This window comes from Bacillus sp. RC252 (assembly GCF_044909215.1).
In the GTDB taxonomy this organism is placed as follows: Bacteria; Bacillota; Bacilli; order Bacillales; family Bacillaceae_G; genus Bacillus_A; species Bacillus_A mycoides.
Genome location: NZ_JBIYDV010000002.1, coordinates 125,816 through 150,524, shown reverse-complemented (window position 1 = coordinate 150,524; position 24,709 = coordinate 125,816). Strand labels below are relative to the sequence as shown.

The window sequence follows — 24,709 nt, the reverse complement described above, 5'->3', positions numbered from 1 at the left end:
GAAGTATTCTAAAATGTATAATCTGTGAATTGGGAAAATATTGAATGCTCCAGGTCAATATACTTTCTTGATTAAATGTATTTGGGAAAGTGACCTCAATATTTTCAAGTAAATCAACGGGAGAATTGAAAGGCAGGAGAAAGTAACATGTCAGAAAATTATCGTTCTCGAGAGGAGCGACGACAAGTTCAAAAGAAAAAACAGCCAGCTTCTAAAAAAACAAAACCAAAAGGTAAAACATCGTTTTTTCGTAAATTTTTAATCAGTTGTTTACTACTTGGTATTGTAGGTTTAGTGGCAGGGGTTGCTACCTTTTTCGTAATGATTAAGGATGCACCAAAACTTGAGAAAGCAAAACTTGTTAATCCGTTATCCTCAAAAATTTATGATAAAGACGGGAATTTGGTATATGAATATGGGAAAGAAAAGCGGACGAATGTTACGTATGATCAAATCCCAAAATTAGTAGAAAATGCATTTTTAGCAACAGAAGATTCGCGTTTTTATGAGCATAGCGGAGTAGATTTTAAAGGTACTGCTCGTGCAGTTTTAGTTAGTCTTAAGGGAGATTACGGTTCACAAGGTGGAAGTACGATAACGCAGCAAGTTATTAAAAACTACTTCTTATCGATGGAAAAAACATCAAAACGTAAAGTTCAGGAAATATATTTAGCGTATAAGTTAGAACAACAGTATTCAAAACATGAAATTTTAGAGATGTATTTAAATAAAATTAATTTAGGTAATCGTTCATATGGAATCGCAACAGCAGCACAAAACTACTACGGTAAAGAATTGAAAGATTTAACATTACCAGAAGTTGCGATGCTAGCTGGCTTACCAAAAGCACCGAATAACTATGACCCAACGAAAAAAGAAAATGTTCAAAGGGCAACAGAAAGAAGAAATACTGTACTAAACTTAATGAATAGACATGGTTATATTACAAAGGCAGAAATGGAAGAAGCATCGAAAGTACCAGTGGATAAAAATATTAAGAGTGCAGCTGAACTACAAGCGATGCCATATACTGCATTTATGGATGCAGTAGTGAAAGAAGTAGAAAAGGAAATACCAGATGTTAATATTGGATCTGATGGTTTAGAAATCTATACAACATTAGACCCGAAAGCACAGAAATTAGCTGATAATATTTTGAATACAAATATTATTAATTATCCAAATGATAAATTCCAAGGTGCTTTCACATTTATGGATACGAAAACTGGAGAAGTTCGCGCTATAGGTAGTGGGCGCGGTGAAAATAAAGCAGTATTTAAAGGACATAATATGGCGATTGAATTAGATCGTGCAGCTGGTTCGACAATGAAGCCAATCTTTGATTACGGTCCTGCTATTGAATACTTAAAATGGTCTACTTATCATCAAATTGATGACTCTCCATTTAAGTATTCAACTGGACAAGAAGTGCGAAATGCAGACAGAAGTCATTTAGGCCCAATTACAATGCGTGAAGCATTAAAAATGTCGCGAAATGTTCCGGCAATTAAAACTGCAAAAGAAGTCGGAAGTAGTAAATCAAAAGACTTCTCCGAGAAGTTAGGTGTTACATTAAAGAAAACGCCGGATGAATCTACAGCTATTGGTACAAATGAAGTATCGCCAACTGAAATAGCTGGTGCTTATGCGGCATTTGGTAATGATGGTAAGTATACGAAGCCGCATTTTGTTAAGAAAGTAGTTTATCCAGACGGCAAGTCACAAAGTTTTGGACAAAAACCAAAACAAGTTATGGCGGACTCTACAGCATATATGATTACTGATATGCTTCGTTCTGTAGTTACATCAGGTACTGGTACAGCGGCAAATATAGGTTCTTTTGATGTAGCAGGTAAAACAGGTACAACAAACTATGATTCAAAACAATTAGCGAAATATAACATTCCAGAAAGTGCAACTCGTGATAGTTGGTTTGCAGGATATACACCGCAATATACGATGGCAGTATGGACTGGATATACGAAAGATGGTAAAGACGAGTATATTAGTAGTAAAAATACGAAAATTGCACAGTTAATCTTTAAAGAAATGATGAGCGAGATGGCTACAGATAAATCACGCTTTAAAATGCCAAGTAGTGTTATTCAAGAAGGTAGTGAATTGCGTATAAAAGGTGAAAAACGTGATTCATCTCCAAATACTAGCGTACCGGATACAACGGAACAACCAAAACAGGATCAACAGCAAAAAACTGAAGAAGAGAAAAATCAAGAGGAATTAAAGAAACAGGAAGAACTTAAGAAACAAGAAGAGCAAAAGAAACAAGATGAACTTAAGAAGCAAGAAGAGCTTAAGAAGCAAGAAGAGCAAAAGAAACAAGATGAATTAAATAAGCAAAATGAACAAAACAATGGAAATGGTCAAGGAACTCCAAATCCACCAACTAATGGAGGTGGCCAAGGAACTCCAAATCCACCAGCCACTGGAGGTGGTCAAGGAACTCCAAATCCACCAACCAATGGAGGTGGTCAAGGAACTCCAAATCCGCCAACCACTGGAGGTGGCCAAGGAACTCCAAATCCACCAACCAATGGAAATGGCCAAGGAACTCCAAATCCACCAACCACTGGAGGTGGCCAAGAAACTCCAACCCCACCAACTACTGGTGGGAACACAGGAGAGGCTCCTTCCAATAATGGACAATAAATAATGCATTTTAAAAGCACCAAAGGTACCGGGAAAAACGGTTTCTTTGGTGCTTTTTGTATTATAAAGAGTAATATTATTTTTAAATATTAAAAGTACCATAGAAATTTTGAAAGTAAATTGATGGGAAATGATAAAAAATTTGAGTTGGCGGTATTGGATAACTAGGGCCATAAAAAGTAGTACTACTCGGGTGTGTACCATGATGCCAAAATGAAGGGGTGACTTGGTCAGTCGATTGATATTGTTGCCAAGCGGCAGGAAGTTCGATACCAACATCAGAACTAGCTGTATGAACGGTAGGAACATGTATTGAGGGAGCTGCTGGGACAACGGCGGTTATTCTTGGTGATACCCACATGAAAACGATCACTCCTAAGTTTCAATGATAAAGTAGTATATTCTTTTAATGCTTATAAAGGTACAGACAGATAGGATTTTCGGTTAAAACATACGTACAAAGTCGTAAGACCAATGTGAATTGATGGTGGACCATTTATTACGAAAAGATACGCCTATTAGCGGAGGGGAAAGGAATATGAAACATATATAATGGATGTGTTAATCGTAATATTTTACGTGTTTATGGAGGTATTTTAATGGAACGATTATGGACGAAATCATTTATTCAAATGACTATCGCGATGTTATTTTTATTTACAGGGTTTTATTTACTTGTTCCAACGCTCCCGCTCTTTATTAAAGAGATTGGTGGAAATGAATCACAAGTTGGGCTGATGATGGGAATGTTTACGATAGCCGCAGTTGTAATACGACCGATTATTGGAGGTATGTTAGATCAATATGGTAGAAGATCTTTTATTATTTTCGGACTCATCTTTTTTGGAATAACGATGTATTCGTATAATTTAGCATCAACTATTGTCCTTTTAGCTGTTTTACGCGTTATTCACGGAGTGACGTGGGCTGTTTCTACAACAGCAGTTGGAACAGCGATAACTGATATTATTCCAGATTCACGTCGTGGTGAAGGGATGGGCTGGTATGGCATGGCGATGACAATCGCGATGGCAATTGGCCCGATGATTGGATTATGGGTTGTACAAAATTATTCATTTCATGGTCTATTCTTGTTAGCAACTCTTTTATCCTTTATGGCAGTCGTATTATCGTTAATAACGAAAATGCCATTCACGCCACAAAAAGAAAAAGGGAAAATTCAGCTGTTTGAAAAATCCGTTTTATCAATAACGGTTGTTGTTTTCTTTTTATCATTTGCATATGGAGGAATAACAACATTTTTACCGTTATTCGCGTCATCAATTGATGTGAATCCTGGGACATTCTTTCTTGTATATGCAATTGCTTTAACAATTGTACGACCTATTTCAGGAAAACTATTAGATAAGTATGGAGAAGTTTTTATCATACTGCCAACATTATGTATTACTATTTTAGCGATAGTTGTACTAACGATTTCAAATGGTTTGATAGGTGTAATGATTGCGGCGGCATTATATGGTGTTGGATTTGGTTCAGCACAGCCCGCTTTACAAGCAGCGATGCTGACAATTGTTGATCCTAGTAAAAGAGGAATTGCTAACGCTTCATTCTTTACTGCATTTGATTTAGGGATTGGATTAGGTGCGATTTTACTTGGAGTTGTTTCACAAATGTTTGGTTACCGTATTTTATTCGCAGGTAGTGCAATTTCAGGATTAATAGCTTTAATTATATTTGTCATTTTTGTAAAACAACGATTAGGAAAAAAAGATTTTGCGTAAACAGGAAGAGCGAAGATGAAAATTTCAATTGAACATGATGCTCGACGATGCTTTAAGGAAGAATTGCGTATAAAGCATGATGAATCTATTTGATGTATTGTAAGGTACGGAGGAAATAGCTCAATTCAGCCCGGATATTCTTTAGGGATTGTTTCTGAGAAACCAGTTCGGGAAATAGTGCCAGTTGAGAAAGACGGTAGTTTATTTTTATAGATTTTGAGGATCTTTCGTACTTTCAAAACTATGAATTAGTTGTAAGCTATCGTAAAGAAACGGAAGAAATTTAATTTAATTATGTAAAATAATAATTTTATTAAAAATAAATAAATTTTATATAAGAATTATATTTATGGGAATATGAAATAAATATTATAAAAAACCGAGCTGTGCATGAGTGCAGCTCGGTTTTTTATGTTTGTTGAAGAAAAAGGGATTAAAGGTATATTTAGTGGGATTATATGGATAATTGTTATATTTCGTTTTAAAAAATTGTAAAAGGATGTCTGTCCTTTCTTTATAAAAGATGAAAGTTATTTTTGAAAAATTGTATTATTACATCGGTAAAAGTATAGGAAACTTATCATTGTAAAATAAATTGAAATCTTCTAAAAACTCTGATACATTGAAATAGAAATGTAGTTTCATATTATTGTAAAGGCTTACAGTTATGTGCACGAAGATCTATTAGGATTGGAGGAAATAATGATGAAAGCTGAAGAAAAATTTTCCCCGGGATTAGATGGTGTAGTAGCAGCGGAAACGAAAATTTCGTTTCTTGACACAGTAAAAGGTGAAATTGTAATTCAAGGGTATGATTTAATCGAACTCTCAAAAACAAAAGAGTATTTAGACATTGTGCACCTTTTATTAGAAGAACGTTTACCGAATGAGGATGAGAAAGCAACAATTGAAAAGAAATTAAAAGAAGAATATGCAGTGCCAGAAGGTGTATTCAATGTTCTAAAGGCATTGCCTAAGGAAACGCATCCTATGGATGGGCTACGTACAGGCGTGTCTGCATTAGCTGGTTACGATAGTGATATCGAAAACCGCTCGTTAGAAGTGAATAAAAGTCGAGGATACAAGCTTTTAAGTAAAGTGCCAAATATTGTAGCGAATAGCTACCATATTTTAAATAATGAGGAACCAATTGAGCCTCTTCAAGAATTGTCATATAGTGCGAATTTCTTCTATATGTTAACTGGAAAGAAACCAACTGAACTTGAAGAGAAAATCTTTGATCGTTCCCTTGTTTTATATAGTGAACATGAAATGCCAAACTCTACATTTACAGCACGCGTTATTGCATCAACGCAATCCGACTTATACGGCGCTTTAACAGGAGCAGTTGCATCCTTAAAAGGAAGTCTTCATGGCGGTGCGAATGAAGCGGTTATGTACATGCTTTTAGAAGCTGGTAATGTTGAGAAATTTGAAGAGTTATTACAGAAGAAACTATATAACAAAGAAAAAATTATGGGCTTTGGACACCGTGTTTATATGAAAAAGATGGATCCAAGAGCACTTATGATGAAGGAAGCATTAAAGCAGTTATGTGATGTGAAAGGCGATTATACACTATATGAAATGTGTGAAGCTGGAGAAAAAATTATGGAGAAGGAAAAAGGAATTTATCCGAATCTTGATTATTATGCTGCTCCAGTATATTGGATGCTTGGTATTCCAATTCAACTTTACACACCAATCTTCTTTAGTTCTAGAACAGTAGGGCTATGTGCACACGTAATTGAGCAACATGCGAACAATCGCTTGTTCCGTCCACGTGTAAATTATATTGGCGAGCGACATGCATTTAGTAAATAAAAACAACTGGGGAGTTGTTAGCGCCGCCCGCCAGATGGGTGTTTGACCGACACCCATCATTAATAATAACGAATTTTCGACAGAAAGGGAAGAATAGCATGATTAAAACAAATGAAATTAAACAAAAAGATGCATTATTAGAAGAAATTACGGACTATGTATTAAATAAAGAGGTTACAAGTGCAGAGGCATTCAGTACGGCTCGCTACGTATTACTTGATACACTTGGATGTGGAATTTTAGCACTACAATACCCAGAGTGTACGAAATTATTAGGACCAGTTGTACCAGGAACAATCGTGCCAAATGGTACACGTGTACCAGGAACATCTTATGTGCTAGATCCAGTAAAAGGCGCATTTAATATCGGATGTATGATCCGTTGGTTAGACTATAACGATACTTGGCTTGCAGCAGAGTGGGGACATCCATCTGATAACTTAGGCGGAATTTTAGCAGTTGCAGATTATATTAGCCGCGTTCGTATTTCAGAAGGAAAAGAACCATTAAAAGTACGTGAAGTACTAGAAATGATGATTAAAGCACATGAAATTCAAGGTGTACTTGCTTTAGAAAACAGCTTAAACCGTGTTGGTCTTGACCATGTATTATACGTAAAAGTAGCAACAACTGCAGTAGTTGCGAAAATGCTTGGCGGAACGCGTGAAGAAATCTTTAATGCACTATCACATGCTTGGATTGATAATTCTAGTCTTCGTACATATCGTCATGCTCCAAATACAGGTTCACGTAAATCATGGGCAGCAGGTGATGCGACGAGCCGCGGTGTTCATCTTGCAATGACTGCTCTAAAAGGTGAAATGGGTTACCCAACGGCATTATCTGCACCAGGATGGGGATTCCAAGATGTGTTATTTAACAAGCAAGAATTAAAATTAGCAAGACCGCTAGAATCTTATGTAATGGAAAATGTATTATTCAAAGTGTCATTCCCAGCAGAATTCCATGCACAAACAGCTGCAGAATGTGCAGTGAAATTACATCCGGAACTTAAAGAAAGATTAGATGAAATTGATCGTATTACAATTACAACTCATGAGTCAGCAATTCGTATTATCGATAAAGAAGGTCCATTAAATAACCCAGCTGATCGCGATCATTGCTTACAATACATTACGGCAATAGGTTTATTAAAAGGAGATATCGTTGCGGATGATTATGAGGATGTAGTAGCGAATGATCCACGTGTAGATGAATTACGTAATAAGATGGTTGTTGTTGAAAACAAACAGTACAGTTTAGATTACCTTGATCCGAACAAGCGCTCAATCGCCAACGCTGTTCAAGTTCATTTTAAAGATGGTACTGTAACAGAAAATGTGGAATGTGAATACCCACTTGGCCACCGTTTCCGTAGAGACGAAGCAATTCCAAAAGTTGTTCGAAAATTCACTGCAAATATGGCAGGTCATTATTCTAGTAAGCAACAAGAAAAAATCCATGATGCTTGTCTAAATGAAGGAAAACTAGAAAATATGAATGTAAACGAATTTGTAGATCTATTCTTAATTTAATAATAGGGGGAATTTATAATGGCTTGGGTTGTGAATAAACAGTCAACACAAGAGGAGCTTGCGAATCGCTTCCGAGCTTTAGTAGAAGCAAATGAAATTTTGCAAATTCCAGGTGCTCATGATGCAATGGCGGCTCTTGTTGCGAAAAATACAGGTTTTTCAGCTCTATATTTATCGGGAGCTGCTTACACTGCAAGTAAAGGTCTACCAGATTTAGGAATCGTGACATCTACTGAAGTAGCTGAAAGAGCAAGAGATCTAGTTAGAGCTACAGATTTACCAGTTCTTGTTGATATTGATACAGGATTTGGTGGAGTACTAAACGTAGCGAGAACAGCTGTAGAAATGATAGAAGCGAAAGTAGCGGCTGTTCAAATTGAAGATCAACAATTACCAAAGAAATGTGGACATTTAAATGGTAAGAAACTTGTTACTACAGAAGAATTAGTTCAAAAAATTAAAGCGATTAAAGAAGTTGCGCCAAGTTTATATATTGTAGCACGCACAGATGCTCGCGGCGTGGAAGGATTAGATGCAGCGATTGAAAGAGCGAATGCATATGTAAAAGCAGGGGCAGATGCAATATTCCCAGAAGCGCTTCAATCGGAAGAAGAATTCCGTTTATTTACTAGCAAAGTGAATGCACCTTTACTAGCAAATATGACTGAGTTCGGAAAAACACCATATTATAGTGCAGAGGAATTTGCGAATATGGGCTTCCAAATGGTAATTTATCCTGTAACTTCACTTCGTGTTGCTGCAAAAGCATATGAGAATGTGTTTACGCTAATTAAGGAAACAGGTTCTCAAAAAGATGCACTTTCTAATATGCAAACGAGAAGTGAATTATATGAAACAATTTCATATCATGACTTTGAAGAGTTAGATACTGGAATTGCAAAAACAGTATTATCTGAAGATCAATAGGTAGAAGGATTTAGGCGATGAAAATACATCTTTGGCAAAACGAACTGCTTGATGTGAAAAATCATCGCCTTCTGTTTTCAATAATAAGATATTCCACTCATCGTAGACGAGCATATGCAAAGAGCAACGAAGGCCGAAATGATAGGGGGATTCAGATGGAGAAAACGAAGTTACCATGGGATGAATTTTTTTCACTCAATAAAGATGTGAATAATACTTTCTTTACACCAGAAGATTTTTCAGGGGATGAAGATTTAATTGCAAAAACGACAGAACAATTCGTTAAACAAGAAATTGTCCCGCAAATTGAGAATATTGAACAACATAACTATAAAGTTTCTCGTCAATTATTTGAGAAAGCTGGGGAACTTGGATTATTAGGCATTGAGGTACCAGAAGATTATGGCGGATTCGAGTTAGGAAAGGCTGTCTCAGGTCTTGTAGCAGAGAAAATGGGTTACGCTGGTGCATTTAGCGTTTCTTTTAATATACATGCCGGTGTAGGTACATTGCCTTACATATATTATGGAACGAAAGAACAGAAAGAAAAATATTTACCGAAAATCGCATCGGGAGAATGGATTGGGGCTTATGCTTTAACTGAGCCAAATGCTGGTTCTGATGCATTAAGTGCAAAAACGAGTGCAGTATTGAATGAAGAGGGTACTGCTTGGAAGTTGAATGGTGAGAAGCAGTGGATTACAAATGCTCATATGGCAGATGTATACGTTGTTTTTGCGAAGACAAATAAAGGAATGACAGCGTTTATTGTCGAAAGAACATGTGAAGGTGTATCAATAGGATTAGAAGAAAAGAAGATGGGGATTAAAGGTTCTTCAACAGCGACGCTTATTTTAGAAGATGTTGTCATCCCCGCTGAAAATATTTTAGGGGAAGTTGGGAAAGGGCATCACGTAGCTCTTAATATCCTTAACTTCGCTAGACTAAAACTTGCTTTTGGAAATATTGGAACAGCAAAACAAGCAATCGGTTTATCAGTTCAATATGGAAAAGAGCGAAAACAGTTCCAAACAGAATTAGTAGATTTTACGATGATTCAAGAGAAAATTGCCAATATGATTATTTCTACATATGGAGCAGAAAGTGCAGCTTACCGTACAGCGGGTGTAATTGATGAAGCAATTCATGAGAGTGATGAAGATCTTATGAAAAAAATGTCCCAATTTGCAATTGAATGTGCACTGAATAAAGTAAACGCTTCTGAAACGCTTGCCTATATCGTAGATGAAGCTGTACAAATTCATGGTGGTTACGGTTATATGCAAGAATACGAAGTAGAACGATTATATCGTGATGCTAGAATTAGTCGTATTTTTGAAGGAACGAATGAAATTAATAGATTAACAGTTGCAAAAATGTTAATGAAGCAAATCGAGAAAATAGAAGATGCTGAAGTAGAAATTGATGTAGCAAATGTAGAAAGAAACCATCGTTACATTTTATTAGCGAAAAAATTGTTGAAACAATCTTTGAAAACGCTCTCTAAAACTCCAGGAATAAAAATTGAGCAAGAGCAAGAATATTCACGCGTATTATCAAATATGTTGACGGACGTGTACGTCATGGAATCAGCATTTTTACGTACGAGGAAAGCAGTTAGTAAAAATGGTGAGGAAAAAGAGCGTACGAAACAAATGATAACAGATGTTATTTGTGAAGAAGGATATCGTAAAGTAGAAGAATCCGCGATTTCCATTCTTTCAGCAGCTGTCACAGAAGAACAAAATAGACAAGAAATATTAGCTGAAATCCGTCAATTATTAGTGCCTTTATACTCAAACTTATTTACGAAAAAGAGAGATATTGCGAAAGTTATTATAAATCGCGGGAAATATATTGTGTAAATAGGAGGAAAGCGATATGAAAAAGATTGGTTTTATCGGTTTAGGTAACATGGGTCTTCCAATGTCTAAAAATTTAGTTAAATCTAGCTACACAGTATATGGAGTGGACTTGAATAAAGAGGCGGAAGCTTCCTTTGAAAAAGAAGGAGGAATTATCGGCCTATCAATCTCAAAACTAGCAGAGACATGCGATGTGATTTTTACAAGTTTGCCTTCACCGCGTGCTGTGGAAGCGGTATATTTTGGGGAAGAAGGATTATTTGAAAATAGCCACTCGAATGTAGCTTTAATTGATACAAGTACAGTATCTCCACAATTAAACAAACAATTAGAGGAATCGGCGAAGGAAAAGAAAGTAGACTTTTTAGCAGCACCTGTTAGCGGTGGGGTAATTGGTGCAGAAAACCGTACATTAACGTTTATGGTTGGTGGATCGAAAGAAGTATATGAGAAAACTGAATCTGTCATGGAAGTGCTTGGAGCGAATGTTTTCCATGTTAGTGAGCAGATTGATAGTGGTACAACTGTTAAATTAATTAACAATCTATTAATTGGTTTTTATACAGCTGGTGTGAGTGAAGCTTTAACATTAGCGAAAAAGAACAATATGGATTTAGATAAAATGTTTGATATTTTAAATGTAAGTTACGGTCAAAGTAGAATTTATGAGCGTAATTATAAAAGTTTCATTGCATCAGAAAATTATGAGCCAGGCTTTACTGTAAATTTATTAAAGAAAGATTTAGGATTTGCAGTAGATTTAGCTAAAGAAAGTGAACTCCACTTACCAGTAAGTGAGATGCTATTAAACGTATATGAAGAAGCGAGTGAGGCAGGATATGGTGAAAACGATATGGCTGCTTTATATAAGAAAGTTAGCGAACAATTAATTTCTAATCAAAAATAGTGCACTTATAAAAACCATGATAAAAAAGGAGAGAATATAATGATTACAACTGAAATTAAACGAGTGAAAAATCATATTAATGGCGAATGGGTAGAATCTACTGGTACGGAAGTAGAAGCGGTTCCGAATCCGGCAACTGGAAAAATCATCGCTTACGTTCCACTTTCTCCAAAAGAAGATGTTGAAAAAGCTGTTGAAGCGGCAAAAGCGGCATACAAAACATGGTCTAAAGTGCCAGTTTCAAATCGTTCAAGACAACTATACAAATATCTACAACTGTTACAAGAAAATAAAGAAGAGCTTGCAAAAATCATTACGCTAGAAAACGGTAAAACGCTAACGGATGCAACTGGTGAAGTACAGCGTGGTATTGAAGCGGTAGAACTTGCAACATCAGCACCAAATTTAATGATGGGACAAGCTCTTCCGAATATTGCTAGTGGAATTGATGGATCGATTTGGCGCTACCCAATCGGAGTTGTTGCTGGTATTACACCGTTTAACTTCCCGATGATGATTCCATTATGGATGTTCCCACTTGCAATTGCTTGCGGTAATACATTTGTATTAAAAACATCTGAAAGAACGCCACTTTTAGCTGAGCGACTTGTAGAGTTATTCTATGAAGCTGGTTTTCCAAAAGGGGTATTAAATTTAGTACAAGGCGGAAAAGATGTTGTAAATAGTATTTTAGAAAATAAAGATATTCAAGCAGTTTCGTTTGTTGGCTCTGAGCCAGTGGCACGCTACGTATATGAAACTGGTACAAAAAATGGTAAACGTGTACAAGCGTTAGCAGGTGCGAAAAACCATGCGATTGTAATGCCAGATTGCAACCTTGAGAAAACAGTACAAGGTGTAATTGGGTCTGCGTTTGCAAGTAGTGGAGAGCGCTGCATGGCATGTTCAGTAGTAGCAGTAGTTGATGAAATTGCTGATGAATTCATTGATGTATTAGTAGCGGAAACGAAGAAGTTAAAAGTAGGTGACGGTTTCAACGAAGATAATTATGTTGGACCATTAATCCGTGAATCTCATAAAGAACGTGTTTTAGGCTATATTAATAGTGGTGTAGCAGATGGAGCAACTTTACTAGTAGATGGCCGTAAAATCAATGAAGAAGTTGGAGAAGGTTACTTTGTTGGTGCAACAATCTTTGATGGTGTAAATCAAGAAATGAAAATTTGGCAAGATGAAATTTTCGCTCCGGTATTAAGTATTGTAAGAGTAAAAGATTTAGAAGAAGGTATTAAGCTGACAAATCAATCGAAATTTGCGAATGGTGCTGTTATTTATACATCAAATGGAAAACATGCACAAACATTCCGAGACAATATTGATGCTGGTATGATTGGTGTAAACGTTAATGTTCCAGCACCAATGGCATTCTTCGCATTTGCAGGAAACAAAGCTTCATTCTTTGGAGATCTTGGTACAAATGGTACGGATGGCGTTCAATTTTATACACGTAAAAAAGTTGTAACTGAGCGCTGGTTTTAATAAAGTGAAATGATAATGAGTGGGGTGCATTCCCACTCATTATCAAAATAATACAAACGAAAATACACTACTCATAATGAAGTAGTGTATTTTCGTTTGTATTGTGTTAACTATTTCTTTCAAAGGCTAATTTAATACCAAACCCAATTAAGACGATTCCTGTAATCCCTTGAATATAACGCTGTGTCTTTGGTTTTTTCATAAAAGCACTAATTTTATCAATTAAAAATATATAAAAAGCAAACCAAATGACTGTTAAAATGAGATAAGTAAGTCCCATAACGAGAAGTTGTATAAATGTATTATGATTTGGATTTAAAAACTGTGGTAAAAAAGTTAAAAAGAAGACTGCAACCTTAGGGTTTAGTAAATTTGTAAGAAACCCTTGGCGAAAGCAAGAAGTATGTTTATTATCATTATTTATTGGAATGTCATCTGTATTTAAGTCTTCTGTGTTTCTTACTGCTAAAAGGGCTTTAATACCAATATAGACTAAATATACAGCACCAACATATTTAAAAATAGAAAATAAAAGAGCAGACTTTACAATAAGTGCTGAAAGACCAATTACAGCAGCTAAAGTGTGAATTAAAAGCGCAACACAAGTACCAAAAACAGTTTTTACGCCGCCGATTTTGCCGGCAATCAATGTGTTTTTCGTAGCCATTGCTGTATCAGGACCGGGTAGAATAATAAGACATATAGACATAATAATAAACAGAAAAAAATTTTCCATAATGTTATCCGCCTTCCTTTGTTGTTTTTAGAAAATTCGATTAACGTCAGTTTAACATACATTTTAGTTAAATAAAATTAAATTATATTTAAAATTATTTAACTAAAAAGAAGAGGCCATATAGAGTAGCTGAGAGTGTGCTACAATATATGGCCTCTTTGTTTAAGCGTTAAGTAAGTTAAAGAATCGATTTACATCTTCTTCTGAAACATCACTTAATTGTTTATATTTATAATTTGGATTTTGGTCTTTATCAACTACAACGGAGCGTACTCCTTCAAAGAAATCTTCATGTCGCATGAAGTTTTTAGCGAGTATAAGATCTGTCGCGAAACATTCTTCAACTGACTTTTCTTGGCCATCAATAAACTGTTTTAATGTTACCTTTAATGAAACAGGGGATTTGGATAATAGCTTTTCTTTCGTTGTTTGGGCAAATGGACTTTGATCTTTCTCTAACGATTGAATGATTCCCTCAATTGTATCGAATGCAAAATGCGAATTAATTTCTTCTACTGAAGAAGAAAGATTGCCATTTAAGTTTGGAGCAGTTGCAAATGTACGAATAACTTCTTTTAAATGAGTATGTACATCTTCTTTTTTCCAATTTACATTTTCAAGTGCGGTAAGGAAATTGGGTAATGAATCTGATGTCATAAAGTAATCAGCAGCGTTAATATATAATACATCAGGAGCTTTTAAAATAGATGCCGTTAAAGCAACATATCGACCAGTATATCCAGGCGCTTTATTTAAGAAATAAGCAGCACCGACATCAGGGAAGAAACCGATGTTCATTTCAGGCATTGCCCACTTCGTACGCTCTGTTACAATTCGATACGTCGCTCCATTTGTCAGACCGACACCACCGCCCATTACAATTCCATCTAAACAAGCGATAATTGGTTTTTTGTATTGATAAATAAATGTATCAATTTCATATTCTTCTTCAAAAAACTGCTCTGCATGTTGTAATGCAACTTCGTTAGAACGTGCTTCGTATAGCGTTTTAATATCACCACCTGCACAAAAACCTTTCGTCCCAGCTCCTTTTAAAACGATGAGTTCAATACGCTCATCTTGCTCCCACTCTTTAAGTTTTTTCCCAATTGGTTGTAACATGTCATAGGATAAAGAATTAAGTGCTTTTGGACGGTTTAAAGTAATAGATGCAACGCCGTTTTCGCTAACAGAAAATAAAACGTGTTCAGTCATTATAAATCCTCCCTTACTTATCTTTCTATTCTTATTTCTTGATACATGCTGAAATGTCCTCTATAATTTTTGTCTAAATTAGGTGCTTAGTGTTAGTATTTATCGCATATTTTGACGAGTTATATTTGCAGGATTTCAGAGAATGAAGAGGAATATTACAACATTACTGTAAGTGCTATTATTTGAAAATGTCGTGTTGAAGGCGCTATTATATGTATAACTTATATTGAGTTATTATACGTGGCGTAAATTAAAGAGTGGATGTAGAAAAAGTTAAAAGGCTGAATTATCTAACTTTTAAAGAGCGCGGGGTTTGTATATAATTAGAAATAGAGAAAGGAGAGATCGGAATGCCAGGACCTTTACTATTGTCGGTTATTATTTTGTCATCTCTTATGGTAGGAATTACACAGTATTTTCATCATACAGATACGACAGAAGAAGTGAAGGCTAAGGTACGTCTCGTGTTTCCGATTTTTATAATATCTATTTCCATATGCTTTTTATTAAATAAAGATGGGTATGTTGTGGCCGTATTTGCGTTTTTTGTAGCGATTGTCTTAATAACTGTATTGTACTACGTTATGAAAGAGTACTTACAAAAATAAGGATGCCTAAAAGGGCATTTTTATTTTTGTAGATTAATAATTTCACATACCGTATTTCATATAAAAAAACATAAAATATTTATAATTAAAAAAGTATGTACATCGCGGTGTATTTACTTGTCAATCTTGCATGACCACTATACTATTAAAATGTAGAGATTAGAAAAAAGGGGTTGTATCTAGCATGAAATTTGAGATGCATACAAAAATTATTTCAAATGAAAAAGAAGTAAGATTACATATAGAAGATAATTTATTTCAATTAATTTTAGATGGTTATCATCTATTTACTATTCAAGAAATATTGCCTTTATATAAATCAAACGAAGAAAGAATCGGTAGTGCAATTGTCCAAAAGTTAGAATGGGAGAACGGAAAAACTACACTAAACTATCAGCTTGTTTCACTACAATCAGTAAACTAAAAGGAGAAGGGTAATATGAAGTTTTTTCATACAGCGGATTGGCATTTAGGTAAGCTTGTTCATGGTGTATATATGACTGAAGATCAAAAAATTGTGTTAGATCAGTTTGTACAAGCTGTTGAAGAGGAAAAACCGGATGCTGTAATTATTGCAGGAGATTTATATGACCGAGCAATTCCACCTACAGAAGCAGTAGACTTATTAAATGATGTATTACAAAAGATAGTTATTGATTTACAAACACCAATAATCGCAGTTGCAGGAAACCACGATAGTCCGGACCGCATACATTTTGGTAGTAATTTAATGAAAAAACAAGGATTACATATTGTTGGACAATTCCAGTTTCCATACAATCCTGTTGTTTTAAATGATGAATACGGAGAGGTTCATTTCCATCTCGTTCCGTATGCAGATCCAAGTATTGTTAGACATATATTGAAAAATGAAGATGTTCGTTCTCATGATGATGCGATGCGTATTTTTATGAACGAACTCTCTGAAACGATGGATAAAGAAGCGAGACACATATTTGTAGGACATGCATTTGTAACTTCTTCAGGAGAGGCAGAGGAAAATACGAGTGATGCGGAACGACCACTTTCAATTGGTGGTGCTGAATATGTAAATAGCCATTATTTTGATAAGTTTCATTACACGGCGCTTGGCCATTTACATCAAGCGCATTTTGTACGTAATGAGACAATTCGTTATTCAGGTTCACCACTTGCATATTCTATTTCTGAAGAAAAGCATAAAAAAGGATATTATATTGTGGAACTGGATGAAAAAGGTGAAACAACAATTGAAAAACGTTTACTTACACCACGTCGTAAAATGCGTACAGTAGAAGCGAAAATAGACGATTTATTGCTTCATCCAGTGAGTGAAGATTATGTGTTTGTGAAATTATTAGATGAAAATCCTGTCTTGCAGCCAATGGAAAAAATACGTTCTGTATACCCAAATGCAATGCATGTTGAAAGATCTATTCAAAGACGAGAGTTCACAGATGAAAATGAAGTAACTGTTTCAAGACATAAAACGGATGATTTATCTCTTTTAAAAGCATTTTATAAAGAAATGAAAGGGCTAGATTTATCAGAAGAGAAAGAACGTCTATTTTTAGATGTTTTGCAAACAGTGCAAGAACGGGAAGGTGAGCGAGGATGAGACCGATTCAGCTTATAATGACCGCGTTTGGTCCATATAAACAGAAAGAAGTAATCGATTTTAAAGATCTTGGTGAGCATCGTATTTTTGCTATTTCTGGAAATACAGGAGCTGGAAAGACAACGATTTTTGATGCGATTTGTTATGTATTATATGGAGAGGCTAGTGGAGAAGAGCGCAGTGATACAAACATGCTTCGTAGCCAATTTGCTGATGATGATGTTTATACAAGTGTGGAATTAACTTTTCAATTAAAAGGAAAAAGTTATGAAATTAATCGACAACTGGGCCATAAAAAACAAGGAAATAAAACAATTACAGGACATGCAGTCGAATTATATGAAGTAATTGATGAGGAAAAAGTTCCATGTGTCGATCGTTTTCATGTAACGGATGTAAATAAAAAAGTTGAAGATTTAATTGGATTAAGTAAACATCAATTTAGCCAAATTGTCATGTTACCGCAAGGAGAGTTCCGAAAATTATTAACATCTGAAACGGAAAATAAAGAAGAAATACTACGCCGCATTTTTAAAACAGATCGTTATAAATTAATGCGTGAGATATTAGATCAAAAACGTAAACAATGGAAAGACGTCTTACAAGAAAAACAAAAAGAACGTGAGCTATATTTCCGTAATGTATTTAAATTACCAATACGTGATGGGGCATTATTAGAGACATTAGTGGAGCAAGAGCATGTGAATACACATCAAGTAGTAGAGGCATTAGAACAAGAAACAGTTTGGTACAATGCAGAGGTTGAGCAATTACACTTAGAACAAAATGACAAAACGAAACAATTAAAAGAAGCAGAGGCACGTTTTCATGCAGCAAAAGCTGTAAATGAGAAATTCAAAGATTTAGAACAAAAGAATGAGAAGTACAGTATTTTACAAGAAAACCGTGCCTTAATCGAAATGAAAGAAAAATCTTTTAAACATGCGGAACAGGCGAAGCGATTATTACCATTTGAGCAATGGTATGAGGAAGCGATGCAATATGAACAGCAGTCTGAAAGTTTGTTAAAACAGATAATCGCAAAAAAAGAGCATATAATGAACAGTTTTGCACTTGCTCAGGAGAAATATGAAGCATTAAAGAATAAGGCATCCGAGCGAGAAAATGCTAAAAAACAAGTTCAAAGACTAGAAGAGTTACAGCCAATTATTGCATCATTAGCTGAGAAAAAGTTAAATTTGCAAAATGCTGAAATTCAAATAGGAAAATTAAAAGAAGGTATGCAAAAGTTAGATGAACAACTAGAAGCGCATAAAAATGAAAAACAAAGAATGTCTGGCGAATTACAGCAATTAGAAGCAGCGCTTGAACAATATGTAGCTAAAGTAGAAGAACTAACGAATATGCGAGAAGATGCAAAAGTATTAAAGCAGGCATATGATGTATGGCAAGAAAAACAAAAATACGAGCTAGAAAAAGAAAGTGCGTTTCATAAGATGCAACAGGCAGTTAGTACATATGAAAATATGGAACGCCGCTGGTTAAGTGAACAAGCTAGTATATTAGCTCTTCATTTACATAATGGTGAATCTTGTCCTGTATGTGGTAGTATGGACCACCCGAAAAAAGCTACAGAGCAAAGTAATGCAATTGATGAAAAAGAGTTAAATGAGCTAAGAGAAAAGAAAAATATTGCGGAAAAATTACATGTTCAATTAGAAGAAAAGTGGAATTTCTATCGAGTTCAATATGAACAAGTGATAGAAGAAGTGCTAAAGCGAGGCTATCGCTCAGAAGAATTAGTAGAAACATATAGTGCGCTCGTTCAAAAAGGAAAGCAATTAGCAGCAGAAGTTAATGCGTTAAAAGCAAGTGAAGAAACGCGTAAGCAAATTGCTGTGAATATAAAAAGCGTAGAAGAAAAAGTAGAAGAACTCCAGAAACAAAAGCGTGAAGTAGAAACTGTGCAGCACCGTACTGAAATGGAGTGTATGCAGCTTCGTACGTCATATGAACATGATAAGCAAAATATTCCGGAAAGCTTGCAAACGGTACAAGCTTGGAAAGTACAGTTTGACCAAGCTCTGCAAGAACTTAGGTTAATGGAAGATGAATGGGAGAAAGTACAAGAGGCGTATCAACATTGGAAAAATGAAAATATACGTATTCAAGCAGAACATGATAATGCTTCTAATCAATTTAATAGTGCAAAAGAGAAGAAAGAAGAGACGTTCACACGCTTTATGAAAGAGCTAGAACAAAGCGGATTTACAGATCAATTAACATATAAAGAATCCAAATTAAATGATGCTGAGATGGATAAGTTACAACAAGAAATTCAAAGTTATTACTCATCTCTAGAAGTACTTACAAAACAAATTGAAGAATTAAAAGCAGACTTAAAAGATAAAGAGTATATGGACATTTCTTCATTAGATGAGCAAGTGAAAGAATTGGAAATTAACCTTGATATTATTAAAGAAAAACGACAACGTGCTCAAAATGCCGTATCATATATTACGGATTTACATGAAAATATTAAACGAATTGATGAACAAATTCATGAGGAAGAAAAAGCATTCCAAGAACTTGTTGATTTATATGAAGTAATGAAAGGGGATAACGATAGTCGTATATCCTTTGAACGTTACATCTTAATTGAGTATTTAGAACAAATTGTTCAAATTGCGAACGAACGACTACGTAAATTATCAAATGGACAATTTTATTTAAAACGAAGCGAACGAGTTGAAAAGAGGAATCGACAAAGTGGATTAGGATTAGATGTATATGATGCATATACAGGTCAAACCCGAGATGTAAAAACATTATCTGGCGGTGAAAAATTTAACGCATCACTTTGCTTAGCGCTTGGAATGGCAGATGTAATTCAAGCGTATGAGGGTGGTATTTCCATCGAAACGATGTTTATCGATGAAGGATTCGGCTCATTAGATGAAGAGTCATTAACGAAAGCAGTCGACGCCTTAATTGACTTACAAAAATCAGGCCGATTTATCGGTGTAATTTCACACGTTCAAGAACTGAAAAACGCAATGCCAGCTGTATTAGAAGTAACGAAGCAGAAGGATGGGTGTAGTCAGACGAGATTTGTGGTGAAGTAAGTTCAATTATAATTCATGCTCAAAGTATTGTTTGCAATTTTCTAGTATAGAACTTACGAAAAAACAAATGCCGCCTCATTATAGAGATGGCATTTGTTTTTTATTCAAAACTACATAATTCACCTACGAGTTATCTGTAGAAGGCGGTGTATTTTCTAAGCGATTATACGTTTTAAAGGCCGAAATTGCTGATATAACACCACCTACTAGAAATAAAGCTGATCCGCCGACCAATATGATACGACTGACATATGTTTCGCGCGCTTCTTCAACTTCTTCTTGTAACATTGTTGGCATTTGAATTCCCCCTAAACAACATTTCTTTTGTAGATAGTATATACAAATGCCTAAAATATGTTAAAATCACTGGATAGTATTATGAGGAAGTATATAGTTAGATGTGAATTGTTTGAAAAATCTTCATTATAAATTTATGCTAACTTCACATAGAGCACAAATTGAAATTGTATTATGTATATGTACCAAATAGATGAAATTGTATAGTATTGCTGTTTTTAAATAATCAAAATCCTATTATTTCTATATAAGGGTCTTAATTGTATATTAGAGATAATATTTTATTTAGAAGCAGATTTTAATAAAAAGGAATTCAAATAAAAGGGGAATGTCTTATGACAACATATACGAGCGAGATAAAAAAAAGTTTAGTAACTGAAGAAGATGTGGATATTTTAAAAATAATGGCACATCCAATACGATTACAAATTGTAAATGAATTAAGTGCACGCAAAACTTGTAATGTAACACAATTAACAGAAATATTAAATATTCCTCAATCGACTGTTTCGCAGCATTTATCAAAAATGAAAGGTAAAGTGCTAAGAGCTGAGAGAAGAGGGTTAGAAATTTATTATTATATTAATAATTTAAAAGCAAGCAAGATTGTTAGTGTTTTAGGATATATAAATTAATGAATTGTTATTATACAAAATAGCCTCCGCTGTTAAGCAGGGGCTATTTTGTATTGTTTTATTTATTTGCATTTAAAATTTTATAGTTTTTATGATTTACAATTGTTCGGTCAAATTCAAAAGTACCACCGCTTACATCTGTAACTTCAACTAAGACCGATTCAGTGTATAGTTTTAGTACAGATGCTGTGATCTTTAAGTTATTTCGTTGAAATAGTATAGTATCGCCTACGTTTGCTTTCATAGTACCTCCTTATAAAAGTCAGAAATGTTTGTTTATTATATATATTAAACCACGTATAGATATATTAGTGAATGTTTAGTTTTATTTATCAATAAAATATTTGTTGTTTAATAAAAATTAAAGTGCAACATTATGTAAATGAATTATATATTTTCTGTTTTTATGTAGAAAATTGTAAAAAAACGTTGTAATTTTGTATGTTCCGTTAGAAAAACAAGATATACGGAAGTGGAAGTGGTGGGATTTTTGATTACAAGCATTGTAACGAGAAGCCAGATTACAAGACTATTAAATGATTTGTATTAAGAAATATAGACGCAACATGTTATAAAGCTGGAGAGTTAAAAAGAATATGGTGTTTTTTTGTTTGTATAGGATAATCAAAATTTTGAAGTCCAGCCATGGTGTAACAGGGCGCATAACTTTGTATAAAAGAGGATATGAACACACACATAAGTCGTATTGATGTAAAACATTATAAAAACTACTACGTATTTAACAAGTAGTTTTTTGTATTTCACCCTTCGTTTTCTGTAACTGATTCCATATTTTTGACGCTCCGTCTTGTAAGTGCTTACATGAGCGAAAACATCCTATACAATGAAGTTGTTAAGTCGAATGAGGTGGCGAAAATAAAAATAAAAAAAGCATATTTAGCGAATAGCATTGAAATAGAAAGAGGAGGCGGAATGATATGAAAAAATCAAATGTTAATCCATGGCTTGTTGTCCTTGGCACAGTCATAGTACAAATGGGACTTGGGACGATATATACATGGAGTTTATTCAATCAGCCTTTAGTTAGTAAATATGGTTGGAGTCTAAACGCTGTTGCTATAACTTTCTCAATTACTAGTCTTTCCTTAGCGTTTTCAACTTTATTTGCGAGTAAATTGCAAGAAAAGTGGGGACTTCGAAAACTTATTATGATAGCTGGACTAGCATTAGGACTAGGATTAATACTTAGTTCACAAGCTTCCTCATTAATATTGCTTTATGTACTAGCAGGGGTTGTTGTAGGTTATGCAGATGGTACAGCATATATCACTTCATTATCCAATTTAATAAAGTGGTTTCCAAAGCGTAAAGGTTTAATTGCTGGTATTTCTGTCTCTGCATATGGTTCGGGTAGCTTAATTTTTAAATATATTAACGCACAGTTAATTGAATCAGTTGGTGTATCACAAGCGTTTATATACTGGGGGTTAATTGTTACAGCTATGATTGTCCTTGGCGCTTGTTTAATCCATCAAGCTGCAGATCAAGGAGCAGTTCATGAAACAAAAACTCAGGAATATACAACGAAAGAAATGTTAGGCACAAAACAAGTATACTTATTATTTATTATGTTATTTACATCATGTATGAGTGGCTTATACTTAATTGGTATGGTAAAAGACATTGGTGTTCAACTTGTAGGGCTTAGCGCAGCGACAGCAGCTAATGCGGTGGCTATGGTTGCAATCTTCAATACATTAGGTCGTATTATTTTAGGACCGTTATCAGATAAAATCGGCCGTTTAAAAATCGTTACTGGTACATTTGTTGCTATGGCAGCTTCAGTCTTGGTTTTAAGTTTCGTAGATTTAAATTATGGTATCTACTTCGTATGTGTAGCAAGTGTAGCGTTTTGCTTTGGTGGAAATATCACTATTTTCCCAGCTATCGTTGGTGATTTCTACGGTATGAAAAACCATAGTAAAAACTACGGAATTGTGTATCAAGGATTTGGATTTGGAGCGCTCGCTGGTTCCTTTATCGGTGCAGTTCTAGGTGGATTCAAACCAACTTTCATGGTGATCGGCGTATTATGTGTCGTATCATTTATTATCGCACTTTTAATCCAAGTGCCTAAGCAGAAAAAAGAAAAAGAAGAAGAGTATCGCAGTGTAGCGTAAGTATATAAATCTTCTTTAACACTATGTTTACTAAAAAGCACCCTATTTAATAGGGTGCTTTTTTATGAATTACAACATGTGGAATTTTCTAGAGGCAAAAAAATGAGTAAAGTATCCGTTTGGATTATATTGGAATATCATAAATTGATATATTATATTCGAAATACTTATTAAATCTTAAATTATAAACACGACATGCGTCGGTAATTGCAAGATATACTTTCTTGATATTTTCAGAAAAATGTTGAGAAAATATATACTTGAGTTTTTGGTAAGGCTTTGTAAATGAAGGTATCTACAGTTTATCTTCTTCAATTTTAAAAAGAGGAGTACGAATTAAATTTTTTAATGTAAGTACTTATTAATGCTTTTAGATGTAATTGTATTGAGAAGTACTAAAATATTTTATCTGAAAAATAAAAATAGGTTGACAAGTTTATTGAGAAAGATTATCATTTCGATGTAAGAATATTAAATGAAAAACATTATCAATTAATAATATTTTGATGAAAAGTACACTTGACCAATTAGTTTAGTAAGTGTATTATTTTTTACATTGATATTGATAATCGTTATCATTATAGCTATTTGTTTAATTAGATTAATTTTCAAATGAAAGGATAGAGGAAATGAACTTAGGGGAATTTGATGGAAAAACGGTTTTAGTAACAGGTGCAGCTCAAGGTATAGGCAGTGTTGTTGCAAAAATGTTTTTAGAAAGAGGAGCTACAGTTATTGCGGTTGATCAAAATGAAGAGGGGTTAAACGTACTCTTAAATGAAAATGAATTAAATAAAACACGTATGAAAACATTTCATTTAGATGTGAGTGATAGTACCGCTGTTGAAGATATGGTAAACGGTATTGAAAATGATATAGCACCAATAGATATATTAATAAATGTTGCAGGGGTATTACGTATGGGACCAATTCACTCTTTAAGTGATGAAGATTGGAATAAAATCTTCTCTGTAAATTCTACAGGAGTTTTCTATATGTCTCGAGCAGTAAGTAAACATATGATGCAAAGAAAGTCAGGGGCAATTGTTACAGTTGGTTCAAATGCGGCAAATACTCCGAGAATGGAAATGGCTGCGTACGCTGCATCAAAAGCCGCAACGACAATGTTTATGAAGTGTTTAGGATTAGAGCTTGCAGCATATAATATTCGCTGCAACTTAGTTTCTCCTGGTTCTACTGAAACTGAAATGCAAAGATTACTATGGGCTGATGAGAATGGAGCTGAAAATATAATTGCTGGTTCTCAAAATACATATAGACTCGGTATTCCGTTACAAAAAATTGCACAACCTTCAGAAATTGCTGAAGCAGTATTGTTTTTAGCTTCTGATAAAGCAAGTCATATTACAATGCACAATTTATGTGTCGATGGCGGAGCTACATTAGGAGCTTAATAAAAAATT

The 24,709-nt window shown here is 34.6% G+C and carries 20 protein-coding genes and 1 pseudogene; 16 read left to right on the top strand and 5 right to left on the bottom strand.

What is annotated here, in order from left to right:
- Positions 1-147: 147 nt before the first annotated feature.
- Positions 148-2,667 carry a PBP1A family penicillin-binding protein gene (locus tag ABH960_RS03715; RefSeq protein ID WP_404442887.1) on the top strand — a complete coding sequence of 840 codons (2,520 nt, stop codon included), beginning with the start codon at positions 148-150 and terminating at the stop codon, positions 2,665-2,667.
- 82 nt (positions 2,668-2,749) lie between these two features.
- Here the strand turns inward: ABH960_RS03715 and ABH960_RS03710 are convergent, their stop codons facing one another.
- On the bottom strand, positions 2,750-3,028 hold the full coding sequence (locus tag ABH960_RS03710; RefSeq protein ID WP_404442884.1) for a hypothetical protein: 279 nt from the start codon (positions 3,026-3,028) through the stop codon (positions 2,750-2,752).
- 238 nt (positions 3,029-3,266) lie between these two features.
- On the opposite strand from ABH960_RS03710, the gene ABH960_RS03705 reads away from it, so the two are divergent.
- From ABH960_RS03705 to ABH960_RS03670, 8 genes and pseudogenes are all read left to right on the top strand, one after another.
- Complete coding sequence (locus ABH960_RS03705; RefSeq protein WP_404442881.1) at positions 3,267-4,412, top strand: MFS transporter; 1,146 nt, start codon at positions 3,267-3,269, stop codon at positions 4,410-4,412.
- Between the two features lie 15 nt (positions 4,413-4,427).
- A pseudogene (locus ABH960_RS03700) lies at positions 4,428-4,699 on the top strand (HesB/YadR/YfhF family protein).
- Between the two features lie 415 nt (positions 4,700-5,114).
- On the top strand, positions 5,115-6,236 hold the full coding sequence (gene mmgD, locus ABH960_RS03695; protein WP_002127276.1) for a citrate synthase: 1,122 nt from the start codon (positions 5,115-5,117) through the stop codon (positions 6,234-6,236).
- A gap of 98 nt (positions 6,237-6,334) precedes the next feature.
- Positions 6,335-7,771, top strand: coding sequence for a 2-methylcitrate dehydratase (prpD, locus tag ABH960_RS03690; protein ID WP_404442876.1), 1,437 nt, complete (start codon positions 6,335-6,337; stop codon positions 7,769-7,771).
- A gap of 18 nt (positions 7,772-7,789) precedes the next feature.
- A complete protein-coding gene (gene prpB, locus ABH960_RS03685; protein WP_404442873.1) occupies positions 7,790-8,698 on the top strand; it encodes a methylisocitrate lyase in 909 nt (302 codons plus the stop codon).
- Between the two features lie 155 nt (positions 8,699-8,853).
- The gene (locus ABH960_RS03680; protein WP_043313537.1) at positions 8,854-10,563 is read left to right on the top strand and encodes an acyl-CoA dehydrogenase family protein; all 1,710 of its coding nucleotides are present in this window, start codon (positions 8,854-8,856) and stop codon (positions 10,561-10,563) included.
- 16 nt (positions 10,564-10,579) lie between these two features.
- The gene (locus ABH960_RS03675) at positions 10,580-11,470 is read left to right on the top strand and encodes an NAD(P)-dependent oxidoreductase (RefSeq protein ID WP_002031851.1); all 891 of its coding nucleotides are present in this window, start codon (positions 10,580-10,582) and stop codon (positions 11,468-11,470) included.
- Between the two features lie 39 nt (positions 11,471-11,509).
- Positions 11,510-12,970 carry a CoA-acylating methylmalonate-semialdehyde dehydrogenase gene (locus ABH960_RS03670; protein ID WP_404442868.1) on the top strand — a complete coding sequence of 487 codons (1,461 nt, stop codon included), beginning with the start codon at positions 11,510-11,512 and terminating at the stop codon, positions 12,968-12,970.
- A 106-nt stretch (positions 12,971-13,076) separates the two neighbouring features.
- On the opposite strand, the gene ABH960_RS03665 is transcribed toward ABH960_RS03670, so the two are convergent.
- Positions 13,077-13,709 (bottom strand): LysE family translocator, encoded by a 633-nt coding sequence (locus ABH960_RS03665; protein WP_404443325.1) that lies wholly within the window; start codon positions 13,707-13,709, stop codon positions 13,077-13,079.
- Positions 13,710-13,868: 159 nt separating this feature from the next.
- A complete protein-coding gene (locus ABH960_RS03660) occupies positions 13,869-14,921 on the bottom strand; it encodes an enoyl-CoA hydratase/isomerase family protein (RefSeq protein ID WP_404442865.1) in 1,053 nt (350 codons plus the stop codon).
- A gap of 350 nt (positions 14,922-15,271) precedes the next feature.
- On the opposite strand from ABH960_RS03660, the gene ABH960_RS03655 reads away from it, so the two are divergent.
- The 4 genes from ABH960_RS03655 (at position 15,272) to ABH960_RS03640 (ending at position 20,212) form a co-directional block, all read left to right on the top strand.
- Entirely contained in the window at positions 15,272-15,529 is a 258-nt protein-coding gene (locus ABH960_RS03655; protein ID WP_002012747.1) for a hypothetical protein, read from the top strand.
- Positions 15,530-15,713: 184 nt separating this feature from the next.
- Positions 15,714-15,953 (top strand): DUF2584 family protein, encoded by a 240-nt coding sequence (locus ABH960_RS03650; RefSeq protein WP_002085739.1) that lies wholly within the window; start codon positions 15,714-15,716, stop codon positions 15,951-15,953.
- A 15-nt stretch (positions 15,954-15,968) separates the two neighbouring features.
- Positions 15,969-17,126, top strand: coding sequence for an exonuclease SbcCD subunit D (locus ABH960_RS03645; RefSeq protein WP_002012752.1), 1,158 nt, complete (start codon positions 15,969-15,971; stop codon positions 17,124-17,126).
- Entirely contained in the window at positions 17,123-20,212 is a 3,090-nt protein-coding gene (locus tag ABH960_RS03640; RefSeq protein WP_404442861.1) for an AAA family ATPase, read from the top strand. Before ABH960_RS03645 ends, ABH960_RS03640 begins: the two co-directional genes overlap by 4 nt.
- 123 nt (positions 20,213-20,335) lie before the next feature.
- On the opposite strand, the gene ABH960_RS03635 is transcribed toward ABH960_RS03640, so the two are convergent.
- Entirely contained in the window at positions 20,336-20,509 is a 174-nt protein-coding gene (locus tag ABH960_RS03635; RefSeq protein WP_001142748.1) for a hypothetical protein, read from the bottom strand.
- A 335-nt stretch (positions 20,510-20,844) separates the two neighbouring features.
- Here ABH960_RS03635 and ABH960_RS03630 point away from each other — a divergent pair, with 335 nt between their 5' ends.
- Positions 20,845-21,144 (top strand): ArsR/SmtB family transcription factor, encoded by a 300-nt coding sequence (locus tag ABH960_RS03630; RefSeq protein WP_097832019.1) that lies wholly within the window; start codon positions 20,845-20,847, stop codon positions 21,142-21,144.
- A gap of 58 nt (positions 21,145-21,202) precedes the next feature.
- Here ABH960_RS03630 and ABH960_RS03625 read toward each other — a convergent pair whose 3' ends face one another.
- The gene (locus tag ABH960_RS03625; protein ID WP_002012762.1) at positions 21,203-21,388 is read right to left on the bottom strand and encodes a YkvS family protein; all 186 of its coding nucleotides are present in this window, start codon (positions 21,386-21,388) and stop codon (positions 21,203-21,205) included.
- 694 nt (positions 21,389-22,082) lie between these two features.
- On the opposite strand from ABH960_RS03625, the gene ABH960_RS03620 reads away from it, so the two are divergent.
- Together ABH960_RS03620 and dhbA are read left to right on the top strand one after the other, a co-directional pair.
- Complete coding sequence (locus ABH960_RS03620; protein ID WP_113937825.1) at positions 22,083-23,285, top strand: L-lactate MFS transporter; 1,203 nt, start codon at positions 22,083-22,085, stop codon at positions 23,283-23,285.
- A 629-nt stretch (positions 23,286-23,914) separates the two neighbouring features.
- A complete protein-coding gene (gene dhbA, locus ABH960_RS03615; protein ID WP_404442855.1) occupies positions 23,915-24,700 on the top strand; it encodes a 2,3-dihydro-2,3-dihydroxybenzoate dehydrogenase in 786 nt (261 codons plus the stop codon).
- Positions 24,701-24,709: the final 9 nt, after the last annotated feature.